Source organism: Pseudomonas sp. GW821-FHT04D07 (assembly GCF_059420225.1).
In genome coordinates, this window is record NZ_JBWKTH010000001.1 from 104,189 (window position 1) to 128,998 (window position 24,810).

The following is a 24,810-nucleotide window of genomic DNA, read 5'->3' on the forward strand; positions in this document are numbered from 1 at the left end:
TCAGGCCTCGCTCGCCAGCACGGTCATGGCTTCCCGCGCCCAGCGCGCGGTGATGCGCTGGCCGGCCTGATGCCCACTATGGGTGTCCTGCCATTGGCTGTTGGGCTGGCTGATGTTCAGGGTCTGGCCGTTGTCCAGTTTCAGTTCGTAGCGGGTGGCGCTGCCCTGGTACTGGATATCGTGGAGCAGGCCGCTGATCTCGACCTCATGGCCTTGCACCGCCCCGTCGGCGAAGCGCACGTGTTCCGGGCGGATCGACAGCGGCAGGTCGCTGCCACAGAGCTGTTTCGCCAGTTCGCCGCGAATCACGTTGGAGGTGCCGACGAATTCGGCGACAAACACGGTGGCCGGTTTCATGTAGAGGTTGCGTGGGCTGTCGACCTGTTCGATGCGGCCTTTGTTGAACACGGCCACGCGGTCGGACATGGACAGGGCTTCGGTCTGGTCGTGGGTGACGAAGATGAAGGTGATGCCCAGTTGCCGCTGGAGCTTTTTCAGCTCGCCTTGCATCTGCTCGCGCAGCTTCAGGTCGAGCGCGCCGAGGGGTTCGTCGAGCAGCAGCACGCGGGGCCGGTTGACCAGGGCGCGGGCCAGGGCCACACGCTGGCGCTGGCCACCGGAGAGCTGCACCGGCTTGCGTTCGCCGTAGCCGGCCAGGGCGACCATGCCCAGGGCTTCTTCGGCGCGGTTCAGGCGTTCGGTCTTGCCGACACCTTTGACTTTCAGGCCGTAGGCGACGTTGTCGCGTACGTTCATATGGGGGAACAGCGCGTAGTCCTGGAACACTGTGTTCACGTCGCGCTGATAGGGTGGCAGGCCGGCGGCTTCTTCGCCATGGATGCGGATCGAGCCGGCGCTGGGTTGTTCGAAACCGGCGATCAGGCGCAGGCAGGTGGTCTTGCCCGAGCCGGAAGGGCCGAGCATGGAAAAGAACTCGCCGTCCTGGATATCAATGGAAACCCGGTCAACGGCTTTCACTTCGCCGAACTGACGGGAAACGTGGGTGAACTGGACTGCAAGCGTCATGATACGGTGCTCCGAGAAGGCATGGGTTGTGGCAGCGGCCCGGCCTGGACTTCTGAAAAAGCTGAAACGGTGGATGCTGATCTGACTAACACTGCGAACCCTTGCAGGCGCTGGCTTGCCGGCGATGGCGTGCGGATAGGCGATGCAAGGCTCAAGGGCCTTATCGCCGGCAAGCCAGCTCCTACAGGGTCTATGTCGTACGCAAGTTGGGTGTTCGACACAGATCTCTTGTGGGAGCGGAGCTAGCCCGCGAAGAGGCCTGCGAGGCCGCTAAAAGCTTCGCGGGCAAGCACCGCTCCCACAGGTTCGTCATTGCCCCTCAATCCGGGCTGTTACCTGCCGCCCATGATCGCGATGTAATCCTGGGTCCAGCGGCTGTACGGCACGAACTTGCCACCTGCCGCCTGCGGAGTGGTCCAGAAGGCGATCTTGTCGAAGTGGTCGAAGCCATTGGTCTTGCAACCTTCGGCCCCGAGCAGCTCGCTTTCCTTGCACGCCGCCGGTACCGCCGGCAACGAGCCGAACCAGGCCGCGACATCACCCTGGACCTTCGGCTGCAACGACCAGTCCATCCATTTGTAGGCGCAATTCGGGTGCTTGGCATCGGCGTGCAGCATGGTGGTGTCGGCCCAGCCGGTGACGCCTTCCTTCGGAATGGTCGAGGCCACCGGCTGCTTGTCCGCCTGCAGGCCATTGACCATATAGCCCCAGGAGCTGGACGCGGCAACGCCTTCGTTCTTGAAGTCGCTCATCTGTACTGTGGCGTCATGCCAGTAGCGATGGATCAACGGCTGCTGCGCCCGCAGCAGGTCGAGCACGGCCTTGTACTGGGTTTCGGTCAGTTCGTAAGGGTTCTGGATGCCCAGTTCCGGTTTGGCCGATTTCAGGTACAGCGCCGCGTCGGCGATATAGATCGGGCCGTCATAGGCCTGCACGCGGCCCTTGTTCGACTTGCCGTCCGGCAGGTTCTGCGTATCGAAGAGCACGCCCCAACTGGTCGGTGCCTGCTTGAACACGTTGGTGTTGTACATCAGCACGTTCGGGCCCCACTGATAAGGGGTGCCGTAGGTCTGCTTGTTGACCACGTACCACGGCGCATCCTTGAGCCGCGGGTCGAGGTTCTTCCAGTTCGGGATCAACGCGGTGTTGATCGGTTGCACACGCTTGCCGACGATCAGCCGCAGGGACGCATCGCCGGAGGCGGTGACCAGGTCATAACCGCCCTTGGCCATCAGACTGACCATTTCGTCGGAGGTGGCCGCGGTTTTCACGCTGACCTTGCAACCGGTTTCCTTCTCGAAACCCGTCACCCAGTCGTAGGCCTTGTCGCTTTCGCCGCGCTCGATGTAGCCGGGCCAGGCGACGATATCCAGTTGGCCTTCGCCCGCACCGACGGCTTTCAGCGGCTCGGCGGCCTGGATCGAGACGCTGGCCAGCAGCGCGGTGGTCATTGCACTGAGCAATGCGGTCTTGTGCACGAACATGGGGATTCCCTCTTCTTTAATTATGGTCGGGGCAGTTGAACGTGATGCAGCGTGCCGTTTGCGGGCTGGTTATTAGCGTAGAGCGTGTTACAGATGCTGGCCGTGGCGCGCCATGATGTGGCGCACCACGCTGTAGTCCTGGAGCGAATCACTGGACAGGTCCTTGCCGTAACCGGATCGCTTCAGGCCGCCGTGGGGCATTTCGCTGACCAGCATGAAATGGCTGTTGATCCAGGTGCAGCCATATTGCAGGCGCGAAGCCACCTGCATGGCCTTGTCCAGGTTCTGGGTCCAGACCGACGAGGCCAGGCCGTATTCCGAGTCGTTGGCCCAATCCACCGCCTGGCTCAATTCGTCGAAGCGGGTCACGGTGACCACCGGGCCGAACACTTCGCGCTGGACGATTTCGTCGCTCTGCCTGCAACCGGCAAGCAGGGTCGGCTGGTAATAGAAGCCGGGCCCGGAATGCACGGCGGCACCGGTGACCCGTTCGATATGCGGTTGTCCCAGGGCGCGTTCGACGAAGCTGGCGACGCGGTCGCGCTGGCGGGTACTGATCAGCGGGCCGATTTCATTGTCGGCGTCGCGTTTGCCGGCAAACCGCAGGCTGCTGACCGCCGCGCCGAGTTCGGCGACCAATTTGTCGTGAATCCCGGCCTGGGCGTAGATCCGGCAGGCGGCGGTGCAGTCCTGCCCGGCGTTGTAGTAGCCGTAGCTGCGCACACCTTCGACCACGGCTTGCAGGTCGGCGTCGTTGCAGACGATCACCGGTGCCTTGCCGCCCAGTTCCAGATGGGTGCGCTTGACGCTCTTGGCGGCGGCCTGGAGGATTTTCTGGCCGGTGACGATATCGCCGGTCAGCGACACCATGCGCACCTTCGGGTGGCTGACCAGATGGCTGCCGACCCCCTCGCCACCGCCGCAGACAATATTGATCACCCCCGGCGGCAGCAGCTCGGCGAGGACCGGCGCCAGGGCCAGGATCGACAGCGGCGTGTGTTCCGATGGCTTGAACACCAGGGTGTTGCCGGCGGCCAGGGCCGGGGCGATCTTCCAGGCGGCCATCATGATCGGGTAGTTCCACGGCGCGATGGAGGCCACCACGCCAATCGGGTCGCGGCGGACCATGCTGGTGTAGCCCGGCAGGTACTCGCCGGACAACTGGCCGGTCTGGCAACGCACGGCGCCGGCGAAGAAGCGGAAGACGTCGACGGTGGCGCTCAGGTCGTCCTGGCGGGCCAGGTGCAGGGGCTTGCCGCAGTTCAGCGATTCCAGGCGGGCGAGCAGGTCGGCGTTTTTTTCTACCGCGTCGGCGATGGCCAGGAGGAGAGTGGCGCGTTGCTGCGGGGTCGTCCGCGACCAGCCGGGAAAGGCCCGGTGGGCGGCGAGGATGGCGCTTTCGACCTGTTCGCTGCTGGCTTCGGCGATATGGGTGAGCACCTCGCCGGTGGCCGGGTTGAGGATTGGCTCGACAAAACCCTGGCCGGCAACGAGTTCACCGTCGATCAGTAAAGCGGTGAACAGTGGGGTCGGGTGCGCGCCAGCCATTTTGCGAGTTCTCTTTTCTTGTGTGGCCATGGAGCTTCCCCTATCGCTGGAGTCCGGCCTTTCTCTAGATGGATGGCAAGAGACTAGTGGGCGGACGGGAGGTCGACAAATACTAAATACTGAATGCAGCGTTCGATTAAATAGATGGCTTGCGCCCGCCGTGAGGTGGCTCACGGGCCACGGTCAGGAACGGGTCCACCAACGGCGGCCGGGCGGTGCCTCGGCGCCAAGCCAGGCCAACGTCGAGGGTCTGGCTCAGGTCGGCCAGTGGCCGGGCTTCGATGATGTCGCCCTCCAGTGACCAGGGTCGGTAGGTCATGTCCGGCTGGATCGACACCCCCAGCCCGGCGGCCACCAAACTCCGCACTGCCTCGGTCGACGCGGTGCGCAGGGTGATCCGCGGTTGCAAGCCGGCGCCGCGCCACATGCGCTGGGCATTGCGGTCCATTTCATCGACATTGAGCTGGATCAGCGGCTCGCGGGCGACATCGGCCAGGTTGATGCTGTCGTGTTCCAGCAGCGGGTGCTGGGCCGGCAGCCACAGGCGATGCGGCGAATGGGTCAGGACTTCGGTCTGCAGGGCGTGACGGTCTTCGAGGTTGGAGAGGATCAGCACCCCGACATCGATCTCGCCGCTGACCAGCAAGTGTTCGATATAAGGTCGCTCGTCTTCCATCACGCGGATTTCCACGTTGGGATAGGCGCGTTGGAAACGAGTCAGCAGGTCGGCGAGGTAGTAACCGGCCACCAGGCTGGTCACGCCGATGGTCAGTTGCCCGGCGACCTGGTCGGTGCTCTGTTGCAGGCTGCGCTTGGCATTGTCGACGGTGGCCAGGATCAGGTGGGCCTGGCGCAGAAACTGATGGCCCTGGTGGGTCAGGGTCATGCCCTTGGCATGGCGGTTGAACAGGCTGACGCCGATCTCCTGCTCCAGTTGCTGGATCGCCAGGGTCAGGGTCGACTGGGAAATAAACACCGCCTGGGCGGCGGCGGAGATCGAGCCGGTCTCGGCCACGGCGATAAAATGACGGATCTGACGCAGGGTCATCATGGGGCGGGCACCGATGCCGGTTAACCGGCAGGTTGTTTTTATGGATGCGAGCCAGTGTATATCTTTTTAATCGATGGCCTTGCCGGTGGCGGGCGTCAGCACAAACCGCCTTCCTTGGCCATCCCATGAAAATGCGCCTGGCCCTTGCCCGCATGCTTGGCGCGGTACAAGGCCTGGTCCGCCAGGCCGAGCACGTCACTCAGGTCCGCGGCATCCAGGGGCCACAGTGCGCCGCCGATGCTGCAACCGATCCAGGCGGGCACATCGTGCACCTGGAACGATTGCCCCAGGCTGGCCAGGACCCGTTCGGCAATGCTGCGCGCCTGGTCGATGGCATCGTGGCGGGGCACCTGCAGGACCATCAGGAATTCGTCGCCGCCCAGGCGCGCCACCAGGTCGCCTTCACGCAGGCAGAGGCGCAAGCGGCTCGCTACTTCCCTGAGCAGTTCATCGCCGCCGGCATGGCCGAACTGGTCGTTGATCGGCTTGAAACCGTCCAGGTCCAGGTAGAGCAAGGCCAGGTAGTGGTTCTGCGCCTGGCTGCGCTGTTGGGCGCGCGGCAGGTATTTTTCCAGGGCGGCGCGGTTCGGCAGGCCGGTCAGGGCATCATGGTGGGCCAGGCTTTCCATCATCCCCAGGGCGGTCTGGTGATTGCTCAGGCTGTCCACCAGATGGCGGATCGACTGGCTCAACTGGGCGATTTCCCGGGTACCCTTGACCTCGGGAATCTCCATGGATTCACCCAGGCTCAAACGGTCGGCGGCCCTGGCGATGTCATGCAGCGGCCGGGTAAACCAGGTGGCCAGCAGCCAGCCGATAAAGGCGATGACCACCGCCAGGGCGATGCCCCAGGCCAGGATATCGCGCTGCAACTCCTTGGCCGGGGCGTAGGCTTCATCGAGGGTCTGGCGCGACACTACGGCCCAGCCCAGCCCGGCATAACTGCCATAACCGCGGCTCATGGCAATTCCCGTCAGGTAGTCGTTGCCGTCCGGCCAGCGCTGGACGCCCCAGCGGGCCTGCTGGGGGTCGAGGTGGTCGAGCAAGGGCAGGGGCAATGACTGGCCGATCGACTCGCGGGGACCGAGAATGACCTGATGGTTGGCCGCGAGGACGAAAAACTCCACCTTGCGCCGGTCTTTCAGGGGTTCGAACAAGGATTGGCGCAGCTCCTCGGCCCAAGCCCAGGACAGGTGCGTCGCGAGTACCCCGACTTTATTTGGTGATGGTATGTTGCTAAGTTCGTCGCTGAACACCGGCAGGCTGATATCGACGAACTTCATCGCCTCGCCATTGGGGTTGGGTAGCAGTCTGGACAGCAGCTTGGCGTCATGCACATCACCGACGAACAAGTGTTCCCGGCCCTGGGTGAACACTGGCCGCGCGCCGATATCGACCTGTTCGAGAACACCCTGGGTCGCGGCCTTGACCACGCCGTCGGGGGCGACGAAACCGACCCAGGCGAAGCTCGGGAACTCTTCCTGCAAATGGTTGAGCAGGTGACGGATCTGCGGGGTATCCGAGGCTTGTTGCATCACCTGCAGCCGGCTGATGACGCTCAGCAGGTGAATCCGGCTGGCCATGTCGCGGTCCAGCCGATCGGCCATCTGGTAGGCATTTTCGGCGAGATCCTGGCCGATTTCGTTGATCATTCGCGAATTGGAGTCGTGGCTGATGAACGAACCCAACAACCAGCTCAGCAGGCTGACCAACACGGCGATCATCAACGCAAAACGGCTGCGTAAGCTGGGCAGGGCGGGCATGGCCTGGGTTCCTGGAATGGATGGATCAAGGATGACACACGCTCGGCTATACTGCCCTTCATTTGAACGGCTCTAGAGGACTGCGAGTGAAGAACTGGACGTTGCGCCAACGAATACTGGCAAGCTTTGCCGTCATCATCGCGATCATGTTGCTGATGGTCGTCGCTTCGTATTCCCGACTGCTGTCGATCGAGTCCAGCGAGGAGAGTGTGCGCACCGACACCCTTCCCGGGGTTTACTACAGCACCATGATCCGCGGCGCCTGGGTCGACAGTTACGTGCTGACCCAACAATTGCTGGGGTTCAACGCGGACGGCGCTATCAGTGCCGCCGACCAGGCGCAGTTCAAGGCGTTCGAAAACCTTCTGGCGGAGCAGATAAGCAATTACCAGACAACGGTCTTCAGGCCCGAGGACGCGGCCGCCTTCGATCTTTTCAAGCGGGATCACGAGGCCTACAACAAGCTGCTGGTCAACGTGCTGGATCTCTATCAGCACAAACAGAACGACCAGGCCGTCCGTCTGTTCAACGAGCAACTGGCGCCCGCCTGGGTCGCCGGTCGCCAGCACCTCAACGCGATCATCAACGAGAACAAGGGGGCGGCCGACCAGGACACCAACTCGATTTCCGCGGCGGTATCCGCGGCGAAAATCAGCATGGGGATTTCGTTGCTGATCGCGGTGGTCGCCGCCGGCCTCTGCGGCCTGCTGCTGATGCGGGCGATCATGGCGCCGATGCAGCGGATTGTCGACATACTCGAAATCATGCGCACCGGTGACTTGAGCAGCCGCCTGAACCTGGAGCGCAAGGACGAGTTCGGCGCGGTGGAAACCGGCTTCAACGACATGATGACCGAGTTGACGGCCCTGGTCTCCCAGGCCCAGCGCTCCTCGGTACAGGTCACCACCTCGGTCACGGAAATCGCCGCGACCTCCAAGCAGCAGCAGGCCACGGCCACCGAAACCGCCGCGACCACCACCGAGATCGGCGCGACCTCGCGGGAAATCGCCGCCACCTCGCGGGACCTGGTGCGAACCATGACCGAGGTGTCCACCGCCGCCGACCAGGCCTCGGTGCTGGCCGGCTCCGGCCAGCAAGGGCTGGCCCGCATGGAAGAAACCATGCATTCGGTGATGGGCGCCGCCGACCTGGTCAACTCCAAACTGGCGATCCTCAACGAGAAGGCCGGCAATATCAACCAGGTGGTGGTGACCATCGTCAAGGTCGCCGACCAGACCAACCTGTTGTCCCTCAATGCCGCCATCGAAGCGGAAAAGGCCGGCGAGTACGGTCGCGGTTTTGCCGTGGTCGCCACCGAAGTGCGGCGCCTGGCGGATCAGACCGCCGTCGCCACCTACGACATCGAGCAGATGGTGCGTGAGATCCAGTCGGCGGTGTCCGCCGGGGTCATGGGCATGGACAAGTTCTCCGAGGAAGTGCGCCGCGGCATGTCCGAAGTGCAGCAGGTCGGTGAGCAGCTGTCGCAGATCATCCATCAGGTCCAGGCCCTGGCCCCACGGGTGCTGATGGTCAACGAAGGCATGCAGGCCCAGGCCACCGGGGCTGAACAGATCAACCACGCCCTGGTGCAACTGGGCGACGCGAGCAGCCAGACCGTCGAGTCCCTGCGCCAGGCCAGTTTCGCCATCGACGAGCTGAGCCAGGTCGCGGTGGGCCTGCGCAGCGGCGTCTCGCGTTTCAAAGTCTGATGAGCGAGTGGGTGGCTAAACGCGTCGCCAGCGCGCAGCCCAGGAACAGCCTGTTCCTGGTCTTTCGGATCCAGGGTGAACGTTATGCCCTGGAGGCCGTCGAGGTGGCCGAGGTACTGCCGTGCCTGCAACTCAAGCCGATTGCCCAGGCACCCGCCTGGGTGGCGGGGGTGTTGGCTCATCGGGGGACGATGGTGCCGGTGATCGACGTCAGCGCCATGACCTTCGGTGAGCCAGCGGCGGCGCGCACCAGCACGCGGCTGGTGTTGGTACATTATCGTCCCGCCGGCGAGGTGCCCGGGCGCTTGCTCGGGCTGATTCTCGAACAGGCCACCGATACCCTGCGCTGCAACCCGGCGGACTTCCAGCCCTATGGCCTGGACAACCGCGCGGCGCCCTACCTGGGACCGGTGCGTGAAGATGCCCAGGGCCTGCTGCAACGTATCCGGGTCAACGACCTGCTCAGCGCCGAGGTGCGCGCGCTGCTGTTTCCGGCTGCGGATGAGGGGCCTGCATGAGTGACGACCAGCGGTTTTTCGACTTTCTCAAGCAGCGCATCGGCCTCGACGTGGCCTCGGTCGGCCCGGCGATTATCGAGCGTGCCGTGCGGCAACGCTGCATGCAGTTGCAGATGCCCTCGGCGGATCACTACTGGACCCGCTTGCAGACCAGCGACGACGAACAGCAAGCGTTGATCGAGGCGGTGATCGTTCCGGAAACCTGGTTCTTCCGCTACCCGGAATCCTTTTCCACCCTGACGCGCCTCGCCACTGAGCGGTTGGCGCAGCTCAAGGGCCTGCGCACCCTGAAGATCCTCAGCCTGCCCTGTTCCACCGGCGAAGAGCCCTATTCGATCGCCATGGCCTTGCTCGATACGGGCTTGGCGCCGCACCAGTTCAAGGTCGACGGCATCGACGTCAGCCCGCTGTCGCTGGAGCGGGCCAAGTGCGCGGTGTACGGCAAGAACTCCTTTCGTGGCCAGGGCCTCGAGTTTCGCGAGCGGCATTTCACGCAGGTGGCGGACGCTTACCGGCTCAGCGAGCGGGTTCGCGAACAGGTGCGTTTGCAGAGCGGCAACCTGCTCGATCCCGAGTTGCGGGTCGGCGAGGTCTATGACTTCGTGTTCTGCCGCAACCTGCTGATCTATTTCGACCTGGCGACGCAACGCCAGGTCTTCGACATCCTCAAGCGCCTCACCCATGTCGACGGGGTACTGTTTATTGGCCCGGCCGAGGGCAACCTGCTGGGGCGGATGGGCATGCGCTCCATTGGCGCGGCGCAGTCCTTTGCCTTCCGCCGCCAGACGCAAGCCGAGCTCGAACCCTTACCAGTGCTCGTACCGCCATCCTTGCCGGTGCGGGTGTTGCAGCCGGTCAGCGCGCCGGTGCCGCCGCGTCGACCGTTCAGCAGCGGCGCGGCTTTCGCGCCGCCGGTGCCAGCGCCGGTGGTGACGGCCAAGACGTCGGACGACGCGGCTGGCTTGCTGGCGCGGATCGCCACCCTGGCCAACGAAGGCAAGGGCGCTCAAGCCCGCCAGGCCTGCGAAACCTATCTGCGTCAACACCCGCCGTTGGCCCAGGTGTTCTACTGGCTGGGCCTGCTGAGCGACGTGGCCGGCAGTGCGCTGGAGGCCCAGGGTTTTTATCGCAAGGCTTTATACCTGGAACCGCAGCATCCCGAGGCTCTTGTCCACCTGGCGGCCTTGCTGGCCTCCCAGGGCGACGTGGCAGGCGCCCGACGATTGCAGGAACGCGCCGCCCGTAGCGAGCGCACCGCTGACAGTGAGCGTAAACGATGAGCGGTTTGACAGCCTTGAACCTGACCCACCACGACGCCGAGAAAATCGACGATTGCTGGAACCGCATCGGTATCCACGGCGACAAGTCCTGCCCGCTGCTGGGCGAGCATATCCACTGCCGCAACTGCGCGGTGTACTCCGCCGCCGCCACGCGCCTGCTGGACCGTTACTCGTTGCAACAGGAGCGTCCCGAGCAGGCCGCGACAGTGGCGGTCGACAGCGATGTCATCACCCGTTCGCTGCTGATGTTCCGGCTCGGCGAGGAATGGCTGGGCCTGGTCACCCGTTGCCTGGTGGAAGTCGCGCCGTTGCGACCGATTCATTCCCTGCCGCACCAGCGCTCGCGGGCCTTGCTCGGTGTGGCCAATGTGCGCGGGGCGCTGGTGGCTTGTCTGTCGTTGGTGGAGTTGTTGGGGCTGGATGCCTCGCTCACGGTCGCACCGACCGGGCGGGTCATGCCGCGCATGCTGATCGTCAGTGCCCAGGGCGGTCCGGTGGTGCTGCCGGTGGACGAGGTGGACGGTATCCATGCCATCGACCAGCGTCTGCTCGACAACGCCAGCGCCGCGGGCCCCCAGGCCAGTGCGCGGTTCACCCGTGGCGTATTGCCGTTCAAGGGGCGCAGTCTGCGTTGGCTGGATGAAGAGCAATTGTTGTTGGCCGTGACCCGGAGCCTCACATGACCCCTGATCAAATGCGCGACTCGTCGCTGCTGGAACTGTTCAGTCTGGAGGCCGAGGCCCAGACTCAGGTGCTCAGCGCCGGCTTGTTGGCCCTGGAGCGCAACCCGACCCAGGCCGACCAGCTCGAAGCCTGCATGCGCGCCGCCCATTCGCTCAAGGGCGCGGCGCGGATCGTCGGCGTCGATGCCGGGGTCAGCGTGGCCCATGTGATGGAGGATTGCCTGGTCAGCGCCCAGGAAGGTCGCTTATACCTGCAAGCGGAACATATCGACGCCTTGCTGCACGGCACCGACCTGTTGATGCGCATCGCCACGCCGAGCGCCAATGTCGGACCGGTGGAGATCGAGGCCTATGTCCTGCGGTTGCAGGCGTTGCTCGATCCTGCAGCCGCCGTTGCCCGGACGGTGCCTGAGCGGGCGGGTGTGGCCGTGTTGCCGGAACCTGAATTCGTGCCGCCAGCCGCGTCCCTTGACGTTGAAAGCGTGCTTGTTGAAACGGCCTCACCTGAACCGACGAGCCCCGGCCGCCGGGTCGCCGAAGGTGGCGAACGGGTGTTGCGGGTCACCGCTGAACGCTTGAACAGCTTGCTCGATCTGTCGAGCAAGTCCCTGGTGGAAACCCAGCGTATCAAACCTTACCTGGCGAGCATGCAGCGGGCGCGGCGGATACAGAACAAAGGCCTGCGCGCCCTGGACCAGCTTAGCGAGCAATTGAAAAACATCGGCCTGAGCCTTGAGGCCGAGGAGGCCCTGGTCGATGCCCGGCGCCTGTTGGCCGAGTCCCAGCAGATGCTGGCGGCGCAAACGCTGGAGCTGGACGAGTTCGGTTGGCAGGCCAGCCAGCGTGCCCAGGTGCTCTATGACACGGCCCTGGCCTGTCGCATGCGACCCTTTGCCGATGTCCTCAATGGTCAGGTGCGAATGGTTCGCGACCTGGGCCGTAGCCTGGGTAAGCAGGTTCGTCTGGAAATCGAAGGGGAGAAAACCCAGGTCGACCGCGACGTGCTGGAAAAGCTCGAAGCGCCGCTGACCCACCTGCTGCGCAATGCGGTCGACCATGGCATCGAGAGCCCGGAGCTGCGGGTACTGGCCGGTAAACCCGCGGAAGGCCTGATTCGCCTGCGCGCCTCGCACCAGGCCGGGCTGTTGGTGTTGCAATTGAGCGACGACGGCACTGGCGTCGACCTGGAACGGGTTCGGCGCAACATTATCGAGCGCCAGTTGTCACCGGCCGAAACCGCCGCGCAACTGAGCGAAGAGGAACTGCTGAGCTTTCTCTTCCTGCCGGGTTTCAGCCTGCGGGACACAGTCACCGAAGTCTCCGGGCGCGGGGTCGGTCTTGATGCGGTGCAGCATATGGTCCGCCAGTTGCACGGCGCGGTGGTGCTGGAGCAGGCAGCGGGGCAGGGCAGCCGCTTCCACCTCGAAGTGCCGCTGACCTTGTCGGTGGTGCGCAGCCTGGTGGTGGAAGTTGGCGGCGAGGCCTATGCCTTTCCTCTGGCCCATATCGAGCGTATGTGTGATCTGGCCCCCGAGGACATCGTTCAGCTCGAGGGGCGTCAGCACTTCTGGCATGAAGGTCGGCATGTCGGGCTGGTGGCGGCCAGCCAGTTGCTGCAGCGTCCGGCCAGCGGACACCAGGATGGTAGCCTCAAGGTCGTGGTGATCCGCGAGCGCGAGGCGGTCTACGGGGTTGAGGTGGAACGGTTTATCGGCGAGCGCACCCTGGTGGTATTGCCGCTGGACCCACGGCTGGGCAAGGTCCAGGATATTTCCGCCGGGGCCTTGCTCGACGACGGTTCGGCGGTGTTGATCGTCGACGTCGAGGACATGCTGCGGTCGGTGGAAAAACTGCTCAATACCGGTCGCCTGGAACGTATCGACCGGCGCAAGCGCCAGGTCAGCGAGGCTGTGCGCAAGCGCGTGCTGGTGGTCGACGACTCCCTGACCGTGCGCGAACTGCAACGCAAACTGCTGCTCAACCGGGGTTACGAGGTGGCGGTCGCGGTGGATGGCATGGACGGCTGGAACGCCCTGCGCGGCGAAGACTTTGACCTGTTGATCACCGATATCGACATGCCACGAATGGACGGGATTGAATTGGTCACCCTCTTGCGTAAAGACACACGCTTGCAGTCGCTGCCGGTCATGGTGGTGTCCTACAAGGACCGTGAAGAAGATCGTCGCCGTGGGTTGGACGCCGGGGCCGACTATTATCTGGCCAAGGCCAGTTTTCATGACGACGCCCTGCTCGACGCGGTGGTGGAACTGATTGGGGGCGCTCAGGGATGAGGATTGCTATCGTCAACGATATGCCCATGGCGGTAGAAGCGTTGCGCCGTGCCCTGGCGTTGGAGCCGGCGCACGAAGTGATCTGGGTCGCGGGCAACGGTGCCGAAGCGGTGAAACAATGCGCCGAGGACACCCCGGACTTGATCCTGATGGACCTGATCATGCCGGTGATGGATGGCGTCGAAGCTACCCGGCGGATCATGGCCGAGTCGCCGTGTGCCATTGTGATCGTCACCGTTGACCGGCAGCAGAATGTGCACCGGGTTTTCGAAGCCATGGGCCACGGAGCCCTGGACGTGGTCGACACCCCGGCCATCGGCGCCGGCAATCCGAAGGAAGCCGCGGCGCCGTTGTTGCGCAAGATCCTCAATATCGGCTGGCTGATCGGCCAGCGCGGCAGCCGGGTGTGCAGCGTGACCGCGCCGGCCCGGGACCACAGTCCACGGCAGAAACTGGTGGTCATTGGCTCTTCGGCCGGGGGGCCGGCGGCCCTGGAAACCTTGCTGAAAGGTTTGCCTGCCAATTTCCCCGCCGCCATTGTCCTGGTCCAGCATGTCGACCAGGTGTTTGCCGCCGGCATGGCCGAGTGGTTGGGCAGCGCCTGTGGTTTGCCGGTGCGCCTGGCCCGCGATGGCGAGGCGCCGCAGCGCGGTACCGTGTTGCTGGCCGGGACGAACCACCACATCCGCTTGTTGAAAAACGGGACCTTGGCCTACACCGCCGAGCCCGTGAACGAAATCTACCGGCCCTCCATCGATGTGTTTTTCGAGAGTGTCGCCAGTTACTGGAATAGCGATGCGGTGGGCGTGTTGTTGACGGGCATGGGGCGCGACGGTGCCCACGGGTTGAAGCTGATGCGCGAGCGCGGCTACCTGACCATCGCCCAGGACCAACAGAGCAGCGCCGTGTACGGCATGCCCAAGGCGGCGGCGGCTATCGATGCCGCCGTTGAAATTCGCCCACTGAACAAGATCGCACCACGTTTGCTGGAGATATTTCCGACATGAGTTCTATAGTCAGCAATCCTGGTTTGAAAGCAGTACTTCAGGTGACCGCGTATGAATGAATTACAGCTGTATGATTTCAAGACCTCCGACGAAAATGCCGCGATGGTGTTGCTGGTCGATGATCAGGCCATGATCGGCGAGGCGGTTCGGCGCGGGCTGGCCACTGAGGCCAATATCGATTTTCACTTTTGTGCCGATCCGCACCAGGCGATTGCCCAGGCGATTCGCATCAAGCCGACGGTGATCCTGCAGGACCTGGTGATGCCCGGGCTCGATGGTCTGAGCCTGGTGCGCGAGTACCGTAATCACCCGGCGACCAAGGACATTCCGATCATCGTGCTCTCGACCAAGGAAGAACCGCTGATCAAGAGCGCGGCGTTTGCCGCCGGGGCCAATGATTACCTGGTCAAGTTGCCGGACAACATCGAGTTGGTGGCGCGGATTCGCTATCACTCGCGGTCCTACATGACCTTGTTGCAGCGTGACGCGGCGTATCGGGCATTGCGGGTCAGCCAGCAGCAATTGCTCGACACCAACCTGGTGTTGCAGCGCCTGATGAACTCCGATGGCCTGACCGGCTTGTCCAACCGTCGGCACTTCGACGAGTACCTGGAGCTGGAGTGGCGACGGGCGCAGCGCGAGCAGATGCAGATGTCGCTGTTGATGATCGACGTTGACTATTTCAAAGCCTTCAATGACAGCTTTGGTCATCTGGAGGGTGATGAAGCCCTGCGCAAGGTGGCGGAGACGATCCGCGAGGCCGGCAACCGGCCTTCGGACTTGCCGGCGCGTTATGGCGGTGAGGAGTTTGCGTTGGTCCTGCCGAACACCTCGCAGGGGGGCGCGCGGCTGGTGGCGGAAAAACTACGGCAGACCGTGGCGGGGTTGAAGATTCCGCACAATACGCCGAGCGAGGGTTCGGTGCTGACCATCAGCATCGGCTTGTCCACCGTGATCCCGCAGCAGGGCAGCAACTGCCGCGAGCTGATTTCGGCGGCGGACAAGGGGCTGTATTTGGCGAAGAACAGTGGGCGTAATCAGGTGGGGATTGGTTGAGGCGGATAAATCGCCATTACTGGCATCCGCAGTGGCTCGTATTTCAAGGTGTAAAAGCGGCGACTATTGGGTGACTGGCTGGACTATAGTTCGGTCGTCGCCGATGTGTCGGTGATCGATCTTAGCCGGTCGAAATTCCTAACGGAGCTTGAGCGCCGCCATTACAATGCTGGCGCTTCCTACTGCCTGACGTTTGCGTTATGGCGGTTGTGCGCGGGACACCTTCGGGTGTGCCGGGTGTAGCTCCATAGGACCCGGTCGGCTAACCCGCGTACAGCTGCCACCCTAGTTTTGCTTAGCCGCAAAAGGTGGTGGCTCCTAATGGAGCTTTAGCAATGACTCAATATCGCCCGCTACAAAGCAACCTCACCGAAGTCCCCGTTCTCTACCTCAATCTCGATGCTCCGGTACGTGACCTGTATGAGTGCGCGATCCAGCGCATCAAGGCCGCCCGCGACCTGAGTCACAGCCTGACCTGCATGAGCATCGGCAACACCTGCGACCGTGATCTTCAGCACTGCGCGGGCGCCACGTACCTGCTGTTGCAGGATGGTTGTGATGCGCTGGATGCGATGCAGGGCCGCTTCACCGACCGAGCCCGCAGCGCCCCGGTTTCCTGATCGAACACTCCCTGTGTGGGAGCCGGCTTGCCGGCGATGACGTCCGCAAGATCGGCACATGGCTCAAGGGCCTCTTCGCGGCGGTGCGGCGTCCCGACAAGCTCCGCTCCCACAGGTTTTGTGTCGTACACAATATCCGGGGTCGACTCAAAACCTGTGGGAGCGGAGCTTGCCCGCGAAGGCGTCAGTTCTGGCGATGCAAAATTTTAGGGTTTTATCACCCGTAAAGCCGGTTCCGACACGAGCCGGCATTGGCCTGAAAGGTTGCGTGAATTAAATGTTCAGCCCGCTCAATGAGGGTTTTTAAATTCATGCCAATTCCTCGGTTTCAACCGGAAGAGGGCGAAGGTTCTCCAGCGGGGAATGGCTATAAGCTAAGCGCCTTAATTAGCGGGTCTTGATACGATTCATCAATTTCTATGCCGGCTGCTCGGGCTTTGGTTTCCTGATCTTCGCGTTGTTTTTTAGCGGTCGCTAGCACGTCTGGTAGTAGCTCTTTCCAACGAAGCTTGTCTTTGCCTTGGAAGGGAGTTCGCCAAAATTCCGCCTCTGTCGAGAACTCCAGGCTTATTAGATAGGTTCCTCTTTCGTTAGGGTATTTTTTTGAAAGTCGACGCCACGCTCTAAGGTGCAGATATGAGCCGTTGTTGTAAAAAAACCAATTATAAAATGAACCTACTTTAAGCCAGCGATCTATGTCGACTCTATAGTTTGGGTCTAGCCAAGGATGGCTGGATGTGAATTTTCCAAGTACTTCCCGCGGTGTGTCAATTTTGTCCATCTCTTTGCCCGAAACTCTAGGGTCGCTCCTACGGTAGTAGTGAGTCCAACCAGCACGTTGGATACCGTCGATTAGGTGGTATATGGAATTTTGATGGTCCGTGTGTAGGCTGTTGTCGGGAAGGCCTCTCAAAACGATTTCTATGTTTTCGATTTGGCTGCCGAATCTGTCAAAGATGGCAGTGCTTATTCTTGATGCATTCTTTAATAGTAGTGTGTGAGCCCCCGTCTTTATACTGGCGATAGGGAACTCTTTGCTATTGGGCGAACGAGATATTTCATGCCAGCATACACCCGCTGCCGCTAAGCAGTCAGGTTTGAATGGTATTGGGCTGCGCGCGATGACATCATTGATATCTTCGTGAAGGTTGATTTTGATGATAGGGGGACTGTCTTTCATTTTTTGCTTCTCTGGATTACTCGAGGTGTCGCAAGCAGTGAGTCCAAGTATTAGTGTCGCCACCAGGATTTTTTTCATGCGGCATCAGACCAGTTGGATATAGAGGTAATGCACTCCTCCATGTATTCGGTATTGTATTGCATGAGTAAATGGTATGTGTTTGCAATTTTTGTAATGAAATTCATTCTGTGCGTTTCGTTGTACAGATCCCCTTCCGTCATGTGCTCTCGAAGATTTTCTTCTTCTACATCACATGTCGTACTGAAAGCTGCAACCCTTAAGGGGAAACCGGGAAACCCTTCTGTCAATGCTTGGAGGTCCAACACTTTTTGGAAGATTTGATTCTCGTAGATAAGTGGCTGCAGGATTTCTAGCTGTTCATGGTTGGCTATGGCTAAAAGGGAGTCGAGCTGCAGGTCTGGCTTGTTTTCCGTGGTGGCCTGCTCGCACTTCTTGATGGTTTCAAAAGCTTCAAGAATATAAGAATTTACCCTGAAGTTATTCAAAGTCGCCAACGCCTCCTCCGCCCATGGCAAATTCTTTAGTCCCGCCAGTGCCAACTCAGGGCAGTTCAGCGCATTACGCTCCAACGCACATTCTTCGAATTGTTCGGGAAATTGGCTGTAAAACCAGTGCCAGACAAAAATGTCTTGGAACAACCAAAAGTTACCCTTACCCAGCCCGTCCTTGCCGATAGCCATTGGATTGGGCAGATAATCCCCTACTGAGACAGCCAGAGCGTCCGGTATGAAGTCCAATCCGCACTTGACTTGTTTACTGGCAAAGGCCGCCAGACCCATCCAGTAGAAACGTCCCTTCAGTTCGGGCTTTCCACCGTCTTCCAACTCCAGATAGAACCGCGCATAGGTCGCCGCGATACGCGCGGCACGGGCACTGAAACTGGCGACCAATTCGCTGCGTACGTGTTGCGAATAGGGATCGCGCCTCTCTACTGTCAGCCGACGTATCGCTTCCTGCTGACCCCAGGCCCAGAGTATTGCGCAGTCAAAAGTCTGCTGAGAGACCGAGCCGGGTCGAGTATTGGTGGTGCATGTGAGGATCGGATCTGCGCTCATTGCTTGCGACTCCTTTCGTAACTATCAGCGCCTTCCGGGACATGGAATTTGTCCCAGTTCAGAAATGCCTTGAGGTCCTGGGCGGTTTGGGTCTTGATACGGGGGAGAAGTCCGTCGACGTCGCTGGTGACAACCAGAGGGGCGCTTTCTCCAGGCACTGCAACGGTGACCTTGATCCCTTTCAGCGGCGTGCCGGAGCGGCTGAGCAGTTGCATCTGCTCGTCGTGGGCTTCTTGGGGTGAACTGCCGGGTATACGATGTGTGGTTCCGGCCTGTCCTACGGCGGCTGGTTTGAGAGCCGTCAACACGGCAATACCTGCTCCTGTACCTGCGATTCCATCGGTATCGGGGCCTACACGACTGATGCCGTTGCCGTCGAGCTTGATGAAGTGACCACCCACCTTGATCGTCAATTCAGCACCGGCCTCGATAACGATTTTTTTGCCTGCATAGAAATGAATTTCCTGGCCCGCTTCGACGAGGTAACCCACTCCTGCTTTCACCTGCTGGCTTCGACCCACCGTCAGATGATCATCCCCCTTCACCTCGCAACGCCGATCCTGATGAACCGTGTGATGCTCTTCGGCCCTGAACTCGGCATAGCTGTTGGCGTCGACCCTTTCATGCCGTTCATGGCCGACCTGTACGTGCTGGTCATGTTCGATGTGCTGCTCGAAATCCCGTTGGGCATGCACATAGATCTGTTCCTGGCCCTTGAGGTCTTCGATACGGATTTCATTACTGCCGCCACCCCCCGGGCTGCTCTGGCTTTTGAACACGCTGCGGGTCTTGTGCGCTGGCAGAGGGTAGGGCGCTTGCTGCACCGCGTTGTTCAGGCAACCGACGATCAGTGGCTGGTCCGGGTCGCCTTCCAGAAAGGTCACCAGCACTTCCATGCCGACACGGGGCAGGGTGACGGCGCCATGACTCGGCCCGGCCCAGCCGGACGCCACCCGCAACCAGCAACTGCTGTGGGTGCCGGTTTCGTCGGAACGGTCCCAGTGAAACTTCACCTTCACCCGGCCATATTCGTCGCAGTGGATTTCTTCGCCGGGCGGGCCGGTGACGATAGCGGTCTGGGCATTCAGACGACGGGATTCGCGCACCTGTAGCGGCGGCCGAAAGAACACATCCCACGGCGTGGCGAGAAAGCTGTTGCGGTAGCCCTGACGGAAACCGTCGTTGGCACTGTTCGGGCCAGGTGCCGACTCCTCCAGCACCTGCGGCTGTTTGCCTTCGTGGGTCAGGTGGGTCAGCAGCCAGAGATCATTCCAGTCCGGCTGTGGATGGTCGCTCAGGGTCAGGAGGTGACCGCTGACCAGTTGTGGCGCGTTGCTTTTGCCCGAGGCCTGTCGATAGTCGGCGCGATGGCGTTCCAGTTGGCGGCGATTGAGCTGTTTGCCGGCGTCGTCATGCTTGAAACGGCCGGGATAGCGATAGTTCTCCAATACGGGTTTCGGTAGTGAATCCGAGCAGTGGGTCGTCCGCTCCAGCAAGGTATGCGGCGTCTCGAAGTCGTAATCACGCAAGGCCGCATGACTGCTGCGGGTCTCCAGGCGCAGGTCAAAGGACTTGATGCTCGCGGTCGTAGCCACGGTGCCGCTGTCCGGCACATAGGGCACGGCATTGGACAGCCGGCGAAAGAAGGTCTGGTCATCGCCGAAGGCCAGGTGATGGTCGGTCGGGTTGTGCTGGAAGTGGTAGTGCAGGCCGTCTTCCTCACACAGCCGCTGGATGAAATCCAGATCGGATTCGTTGTACTGCACGCAGTACTCGCGGGCGGGCAGGGGGGTGGCGAGGTTGAAACTGAAGGCGTTGCCGAGGATGCCGTGGTCCTTGAGCACTCGGGCGATGATCTGCGGTACGGTCTGGTTCTGGAAAATGCGCTGGTTGAAGCGATGGCCCAGGTAAGTCAGTTGCGGCACAAGGGTGAGGTGATAGTGGCTCCAGCGCTGACCGGTATCGCTTTGGCCGATGCTGTAGACCTGGCCGTGAATACCCGCGCCACCATCGTTGAAGGCGAGAAAGCCCTGCTGGTGCAGCAGCGCGTCGAGGTTCAGGTCCGGGCGGCGGCTGACCAGTTCCAGCTCGAAACGATAGGGCTGGCTGATGGCTTCACTGCCTTTGAAGGCCAGCACCTGGAGTTCAGGGGCAAGGCCCGGGAGGGTCAGGGTAAAGCGGTTTAACGGCGCTGAAATGAACATTCGTAGTCCCTTACTCAAGCGGTAAGGGGGGAGTCTGCTTGTCCTCGGCGGTGTGTTGAATAGGTCTGTTAAAAAACAGAAATGCCTTACATTTTAAGGTTAAAAGGGCTGACGCAATAGCGGAATGTTTTGCCAAAAGAGGTGAAAGTGCCACTGCTGGGGGGCTTAAGCAGGTGGAGGGTTGCTGAAATATCACGATACGGTGTGCGGCTGTACAATAATTGCACACCAAAATACTTTTGAGCAGACCGCTCATTCCACCCAGAGGCTGATTGAGTTGGCTAACGCCTGATGTCCAGGGCGTCAGCCAACTTTCATCCGGAATCCTACCGCGAGTTTTTTCTGGATGTCCTGAAGGATTATCCTGGGTTGGACGCCGCTCTACTGAATGATTTCGCCCTCTATAAGCAGACAGGTATCCCTTCAGATCGGTTTGGGTGTGACGCTCCCTACGTCTGGCCGGCGGCAGCGTTTAATGCAAACCTCATGCATATCCACTTAAAGCTTCCGCCGGAAAAATTCCCCAGGCACCTTCCGCAGATTGATCGAGTATGTCGTAGAGGCGCTCCGGAAAAGGACGCCGCTCTAGTTTATGTGCGCGGGGAGTTGGAGGAGCATCGTTACTGTCTCCTCGCGGTCCTGTATCCCGATGGGCATGCAAGGGCACGTGAAGAGAAGCTAATGCGATACCTGGCCAGATTGGCGCAGAAGTTTCGCGGCGAAAACTGAAATCACCCCGCCAAGCGGGCTGCCGGGACGCGCGCAATTCGGTTATACTCGCCGGCTTTCAAAAGTTCACCGACGAGTGCTGCCCGCCATGGAAATCAACCCGATCCTTAACAGTATCAAGGACCTGTCCGAGCGCTCCGAAACCATTCGGGGGTATCTTTGACTACGATCAAAAGCATGAGCGTCTGACCGAAGTCAATCGCGAGCTTGAAGATCCGGCTGTCTGGAACAACCCCGAATACGCGCAGAACCTCGGCCGCGAGCGCTCCGCGCTGGCGCTGATCGTTGAGACCCTGGATGACATGTCCAGTGGCCTGAGCGACGCCCGCGACCTGCTGGAAATGGCCGCCGCCGAAGAAGACCAGGGTGCCGTCGACGACGTCGCCGCTGAAGTCGAACGCTTGCGCGCCGCCCTCGAGAAACTCGAATTCCGGCGGATGTTCAGCGGCGAAATGGACGCGAACAACGCCTACCTGGATATCCAGGCCGGTTCCGGCGGCACCGAAGCTCAGGACTGGGCCAATATCCTGCTGCGCATGTATTTGCGCTGGGCCGACAAACGCGGTTTCGACGCCACCATCATGGAACTGTCCGCCGGTGAAGTCGCCGGGATCAAGGGCGCCACCGTGCATATCAAGGGCGAGTACGCCTTCGGTTGGCTGCGCACCGAGATCGGCGTGCACCGCCTGGTGCGCAAGAGCCCGTTCGACTCCGGCAACCGTCGTCACACCTCGTTCTCGGCGGTTTTCGTCTCGCCGGAAATCGACGACAACATCGAAATCGAAATCAACCCGGCCGACCTGCGGATCGATACCTATCGCTCCTCCGGTGCCGGTGGCCAGCACGTTAACACCACCGACTCGGCCGTACGGATCACCCACGTACCGACCAACACCGTGGTCAGCTGCCAGAACGAACGTTCCCAGCACGCGAACAAAGACACCGCGATGAAAATGTTGCGGGCGCGCTTGTACGAACAGGAAGTGCAGAAGCGCAACGCCGCTTCCCAGGCCCTGGAAGACACCAAGTCGGATATCGGCTGGGGTCACCAGATCCGCTCCTACGTACTCGACGCCTCGCGGATCAAGGATCTGCGCACCAACATCGAACGCAGCGACTGCGACAAGGTGCTGGACGGCGATATCGACGAATACCTGGAAGCCAGCCTCAAGCAAGGGCTGTAAGACACTACTGTGGGAGCCGGCTTGCTGGCGATCCCCGGCCGTAGGCCGGGGGCAACGAACCTGTGATGGAAAATCTAAAGACATGAGCGACCTACAACTCGACCCGCAAGCCCTGCAACAGGAAGAAAACACTCTGATCGCCCTGCGCAAGGAAAAGCTGGCTGCCGAGCGCGCCAAGGGTCAGGCCTTCCCCAACGACTTCCGTCGCGACGCCTACTGTGAAGACTTGCAGAAACAGTACGCCGACAAGACCAAGGAAGAGCTGGCAGAGGCAGCGATCCCGGTCAAGGTTGCCGGTCGCATCATGCTCAACCGTGGCTCCTTCATGGTGATCCAGGACATGTCCGGGCGCATCCAGGTCTACGTCAACCGCAAGACCCTGGCCGAAGACACCCTGGCCGCGGTGAAAACCTGGGACCTCGGTGACATCATCGCCGCTGAAGGCACCCTGGCCCGTTCCGGCAAGGGCGACCTGTACGTCGAAATGACCCAGGTGCGCCTGCTGACCAAGTCGCTGCGCCCGCTGCCGGACAAGCATCACGGCCTGACCGACACCGAAACCCGCTATCGCCAGCGCTACGTCGACCTGATCGTCAACGAAGAAGTACGCCAGACCTTCCGCGTGCGTTCGCAGGTCATCGCCCATATCCGCAACTTCATGATGCAGCGCGATTTCATGGAAGTGGAAACGCCGATGCTGCAGACCATTCCCGGCGGTGCCGCGGCCAAGCCGTTCGAAACCCACCACAATGCGCTGGACATGGGCATGTACCTGCGCATCGCGCCGGAGCTGTACCTCAAGCGCCTGGTGGTCGGTGGCTTCGAGCGGGTGTTCGAGATCAACCGCAACTTCCGCAACGAAGGCGTGTCGACCCGGCACAACCCTGAATTCACCATGTTGGAGTTCTACCAGGCCTACGCCGACTATGAAGACAACATGGACCTGACCGAAGAGCTGTTCCGTGAGCTGGCCCAGGCCGTTCTCGGCAGCACCGACGTGCCATACGGTGACAAGGTCTTCCACTTCGGCGAACCTTTCGTGCGCCTGTCGGTGTTCGACTCGATCCTCAAGTACAACCCGGAGCTGAGCGCCGCCGACCTGCAGGACGTCGACAAGGCCCGCGCCATCGCCAAGAAGGCCGGCGCCAAGGTCCTCGGCTTCGAAGGCCTGGGCAAGCTGCAGGTGATGATTTTCGAAGAACTGGTCGAGCACAAGCTGGAACAGCCGCACTTCATTACCGAGTACCCGTTCGAAGTCTCGCCGCTGGCCCGCCGCAATGACGAGAACCCGAACGTCACCGACCGTTTCGAGCTGTTTATCGGCGGTCGTGAAATCGCCAACGCCTATTCCGAGTTGAACGACGCGGAAGACCAGGCCGAGCGCTTCCAGGCCCAAGTGGCCGAGAAGGACGCCGGCGACGACGAGGCCATGCACTACGACGCCGACTTCGTGCGGGCGCTGGAGTACGGCATGCCGCCCACTGCGGGCGAGGGCATCGGTATCGACCGCCTGGTGATGTTGCTCACCAACGCACCGTCGATCCGCGATGTGATCCTGTTCCCGCACATGCGGCCGCAAGCGTAAACCTGTTGTTGAAAAAGCCGCCCTTGCAAGGCGGCTTTTTTATTGTCTGTTGGTACTGATGTTTCAAATCATTACAAGAGAGGAAGACCGGTAGTGGAGCGTGCAAAGGCGCAAAAGGGAGCAGCTGGCGTCGCCACGGCGGTGGCTGAAAGCGTTCAGTATCAAGGGCGCAAGGCCAGCCGGCAGGGCAGCGAGCAGCGGCGACAGGAGATTCTCGACGCGGCCATGCGCATTGTCGTGCGCGACGGCGTACGCGGGGTGCGGCACCGCGCGGTGGCCGCCGAGGCCGGTGTGCCGCTGTCGGCCACCACCTATTACTTCAAGGATATCGATGACCTGCTTACCGATACCTTCGCCCAGTATGTCGAGCGCAGTGCGGCCTTTATGGCCAAGCTGTGGGGAAACACCGAAGGCATCTTGCGGGAAATGGTCGCCTACGGTGACGGCAGTACGGCCTCACGGGCGCAACTGGCCGACGACATCGCCCACATGATCGCCGACTACATCCAGCGGCAATTGCACAACCGTCGCGAGCACCTGATGGCTGAGCAGGCGTTTCGCCAGGAAGCGCTGCTCAATCCACGCCTGGCGGTGTTGGTGCGCTCGCACCAGCAGATTCTCCTGGAGGGCGCCTACCAGTTTGTCCAGGTGCTGGGAACCAAAGAGCCACAGCAGGATGCCAAAGTGTTGACGGCGATTATCGGACGGATGGAATATCAGGGCCTGCTCAACGACACCGAGGCCCAGACCGAGCAAGACATGCTGGGGATCCTCTCGCGTTACATGCATCTGGTGCTGGCCTCGGTCTAGGCTGCG

20 protein-coding genes are annotated in these 24,810 nt (G+C 61.4%); 12 read left to right on the forward strand and 8 right to left on the reverse strand.

What is annotated here, in order from left to right:
* The 5 genes from AC07T0_RS00455 to AC07T0_RS00475 all read right to left on the reverse strand — a co-directional run bounded on the left by AC07T0_RS00455 (position 1) and on the right by AC07T0_RS00475 (position 6,872).
* Complete coding sequence (locus tag AC07T0_RS00455) at positions 1 to 1,026, reverse strand: ABC transporter ATP-binding protein (protein WP_494999351.1); 1,026 nt, start codon at positions 1,024 to 1,026, stop codon at positions 1 to 3.
* 332 nt (positions 1,027 to 1,358) lie between these two features.
* Positions 1,359 to 2,510: a putative ABC transporter substrate-binding protein YdcS gene (ydcS, locus tag AC07T0_RS00460; RefSeq protein ID WP_494999352.1), complete on the reverse strand. Its 1,152-nt coding sequence runs from the start codon at positions 2,508 to 2,510 to the stop codon at positions 1,359 to 1,361.
* Between the two features lie 87 nt (positions 2,511 to 2,597).
* The gene (locus AC07T0_RS00465; protein ID WP_494999353.1) at positions 2,598 to 4,088 is read right to left on the reverse strand and encodes a gamma-aminobutyraldehyde dehydrogenase; all 1,491 of its coding nucleotides are present in this window, start codon (positions 4,086 to 4,088) and stop codon (positions 2,598 to 2,600) included.
* Between the two features lie 106 nt (positions 4,089 to 4,194).
* Positions 4,195 to 5,109 carry a LysR family transcriptional regulator gene (locus tag AC07T0_RS00470; RefSeq protein ID WP_494999354.1) on the reverse strand — a complete coding sequence of 305 codons (915 nt, stop codon included), beginning with the start codon at positions 5,107 to 5,109 and terminating at the stop codon, positions 4,195 to 4,197.
* A 95-nt stretch (positions 5,110 to 5,204) separates the two neighbouring features.
* Entirely contained in the window at positions 5,205 to 6,872 is a 1,668-nt protein-coding gene (locus tag AC07T0_RS00475; protein WP_494999355.1) for a diguanylate cyclase domain-containing protein, read from the reverse strand.
* 86 nt (positions 6,873 to 6,958) lie between these two features.
* Here AC07T0_RS00475 and AC07T0_RS00480 point away from each other — a divergent pair, with 86 nt between their 5' ends.
* The 8 genes from AC07T0_RS00480 (at position 6,959) to AC07T0_RS00515 (ending at position 16,036) form a co-directional block, all read left to right on the forward strand.
* Positions 6,959 to 8,581 (forward strand): methyl-accepting chemotaxis protein, encoded by a 1,623-nt coding sequence (locus tag AC07T0_RS00480; protein WP_494999356.1) that lies wholly within the window; start codon positions 6,959 to 6,961, stop codon positions 8,579 to 8,581.
* Entirely contained in the window at positions 8,581 to 9,099 is a 519-nt protein-coding gene (locus tag AC07T0_RS00485; RefSeq protein WP_494999357.1) for a chemotaxis protein CheW, read from the forward strand. Before AC07T0_RS00480 ends, AC07T0_RS00485 begins: the two co-directional genes overlap by 1 nt.
* Positions 9,096 to 10,379, forward strand: coding sequence for a CheR family methyltransferase (locus AC07T0_RS00490; protein ID WP_494999358.1), 1,284 nt, complete (start codon positions 9,096 to 9,098; stop codon positions 10,377 to 10,379). The genes AC07T0_RS00485 and AC07T0_RS00490 overlap by 4 nt, the downstream gene beginning before the upstream one ends.
* On the forward strand, positions 10,376 to 11,062 hold the full coding sequence (locus tag AC07T0_RS00495; RefSeq protein WP_494999359.1) for a chemotaxis protein CheW: 687 nt from the start codon (positions 10,376 to 10,378) through the stop codon (positions 11,060 to 11,062). Before AC07T0_RS00490 ends, AC07T0_RS00495 begins: the two co-directional genes overlap by 4 nt.
* Entirely contained in the window at positions 11,059 to 13,353 is a 2,295-nt protein-coding gene (locus AC07T0_RS00500; protein WP_494999360.1) for a hybrid sensor histidine kinase/response regulator, read from the forward strand. Before AC07T0_RS00495 ends, AC07T0_RS00500 begins: the two co-directional genes overlap by 4 nt.
* Positions 13,350 to 14,360: a chemotaxis response regulator protein-glutamate methylesterase gene (locus AC07T0_RS00505; protein WP_494999361.1), complete on the forward strand. Its 1,011-nt coding sequence runs from the start codon at positions 13,350 to 13,352 to the stop codon at positions 14,358 to 14,360. Before AC07T0_RS00500 ends, AC07T0_RS00505 begins: the two co-directional genes overlap by 4 nt.
* 51 nt (positions 14,361 to 14,411) lie before the next feature.
* On the forward strand, positions 14,412 to 15,416 hold the full coding sequence (locus AC07T0_RS00510) for a diguanylate cyclase domain-containing protein (protein WP_494999362.1): 1,005 nt from the start codon (positions 14,412 to 14,414) through the stop codon (positions 15,414 to 15,416).
* A 335-nt stretch (positions 15,417 to 15,751) separates the two neighbouring features.
* Positions 15,752 to 16,036 (forward strand): hypothetical protein, encoded by a 285-nt coding sequence (locus AC07T0_RS00515; protein ID WP_494999363.1) that lies wholly within the window; start codon positions 15,752 to 15,754, stop codon positions 16,034 to 16,036.
* Positions 16,037 to 16,403: 367 nt separating this feature from the next.
* Here the strand turns inward: AC07T0_RS00515 and AC07T0_RS00520 are convergent, their stop codons facing one another.
* Genes AC07T0_RS00520 through AC07T0_RS00530 form a run of 3 tightly spaced genes read right to left on the reverse strand, consistent with a single transcriptional unit; the run spans position 16,404 to position 20,496 of the window.
* Positions 16,404 to 17,294: a hypothetical protein gene (locus AC07T0_RS00520; RefSeq protein ID WP_494999364.1), complete on the reverse strand. Its 891-nt coding sequence runs from the start codon at positions 17,292 to 17,294 to the stop codon at positions 16,404 to 16,406.
* Positions 17,291 to 18,292: a DUF2515 family protein gene (locus tag AC07T0_RS00525; protein ID WP_494999365.1), complete on the reverse strand. Its 1,002-nt coding sequence runs from the start codon at positions 18,290 to 18,292 to the stop codon at positions 17,291 to 17,293. The genes AC07T0_RS00520 and AC07T0_RS00525 overlap by 4 nt, the downstream gene beginning before the upstream one ends.
* Entirely contained in the window at positions 18,289 to 20,496 is a 2,208-nt protein-coding gene (locus AC07T0_RS00530; RefSeq protein ID WP_494999366.1) for a type VI secretion system Vgr family protein, read from the reverse strand. The genes AC07T0_RS00525 and AC07T0_RS00530 overlap by 4 nt, the downstream gene beginning before the upstream one ends.
* Positions 20,497 to 20,787: 291 nt before the next feature.
* On the opposite strand from AC07T0_RS00530, the gene AC07T0_RS00535 reads away from it, so the two are divergent.
* From AC07T0_RS00535 to AC07T0_RS00550, 4 genes are all read left to right on the forward strand, one after another.
* On the forward strand, positions 20,788 to 21,225 hold the full coding sequence (locus AC07T0_RS00535; RefSeq protein WP_494999367.1) for a type II toxin-antitoxin system YafO family toxin: 438 nt from the start codon (positions 20,788 to 20,790) through the stop codon (positions 21,223 to 21,225).
* 88 nt (positions 21,226 to 21,313) lie between these two features.
* Positions 21,314 to 22,409 (forward strand): peptide chain release factor 2 gene (gene prfB, locus AC07T0_RS00540; protein WP_248794669.1). Its coding sequence is split into 2 segments (ribosomal slippage): positions 21,314 to 21,385 and positions 21,387 to 22,409, totalling 1,095 coding nucleotides; the frame shifts between segments, so codons are not numbered across the junction.
* 82 nt (positions 22,410 to 22,491) lie between these two features.
* A complete protein-coding gene (lysS, locus tag AC07T0_RS00545; RefSeq protein ID WP_494999368.1) occupies positions 22,492 to 23,994 on the forward strand; it encodes a lysine--tRNA ligase in 1,503 nt (500 codons plus the stop codon).
* Between the two features lie 93 nt (positions 23,995 to 24,087).
* On the forward strand, positions 24,088 to 24,804 hold the full coding sequence (locus AC07T0_RS00550) for a TetR/AcrR family transcriptional regulator (RefSeq protein WP_494999369.1): 717 nt from the start codon (positions 24,088 to 24,090) through the stop codon (positions 24,802 to 24,804).
* Positions 24,805 to 24,810 lie beyond the last annotated feature (6 nt).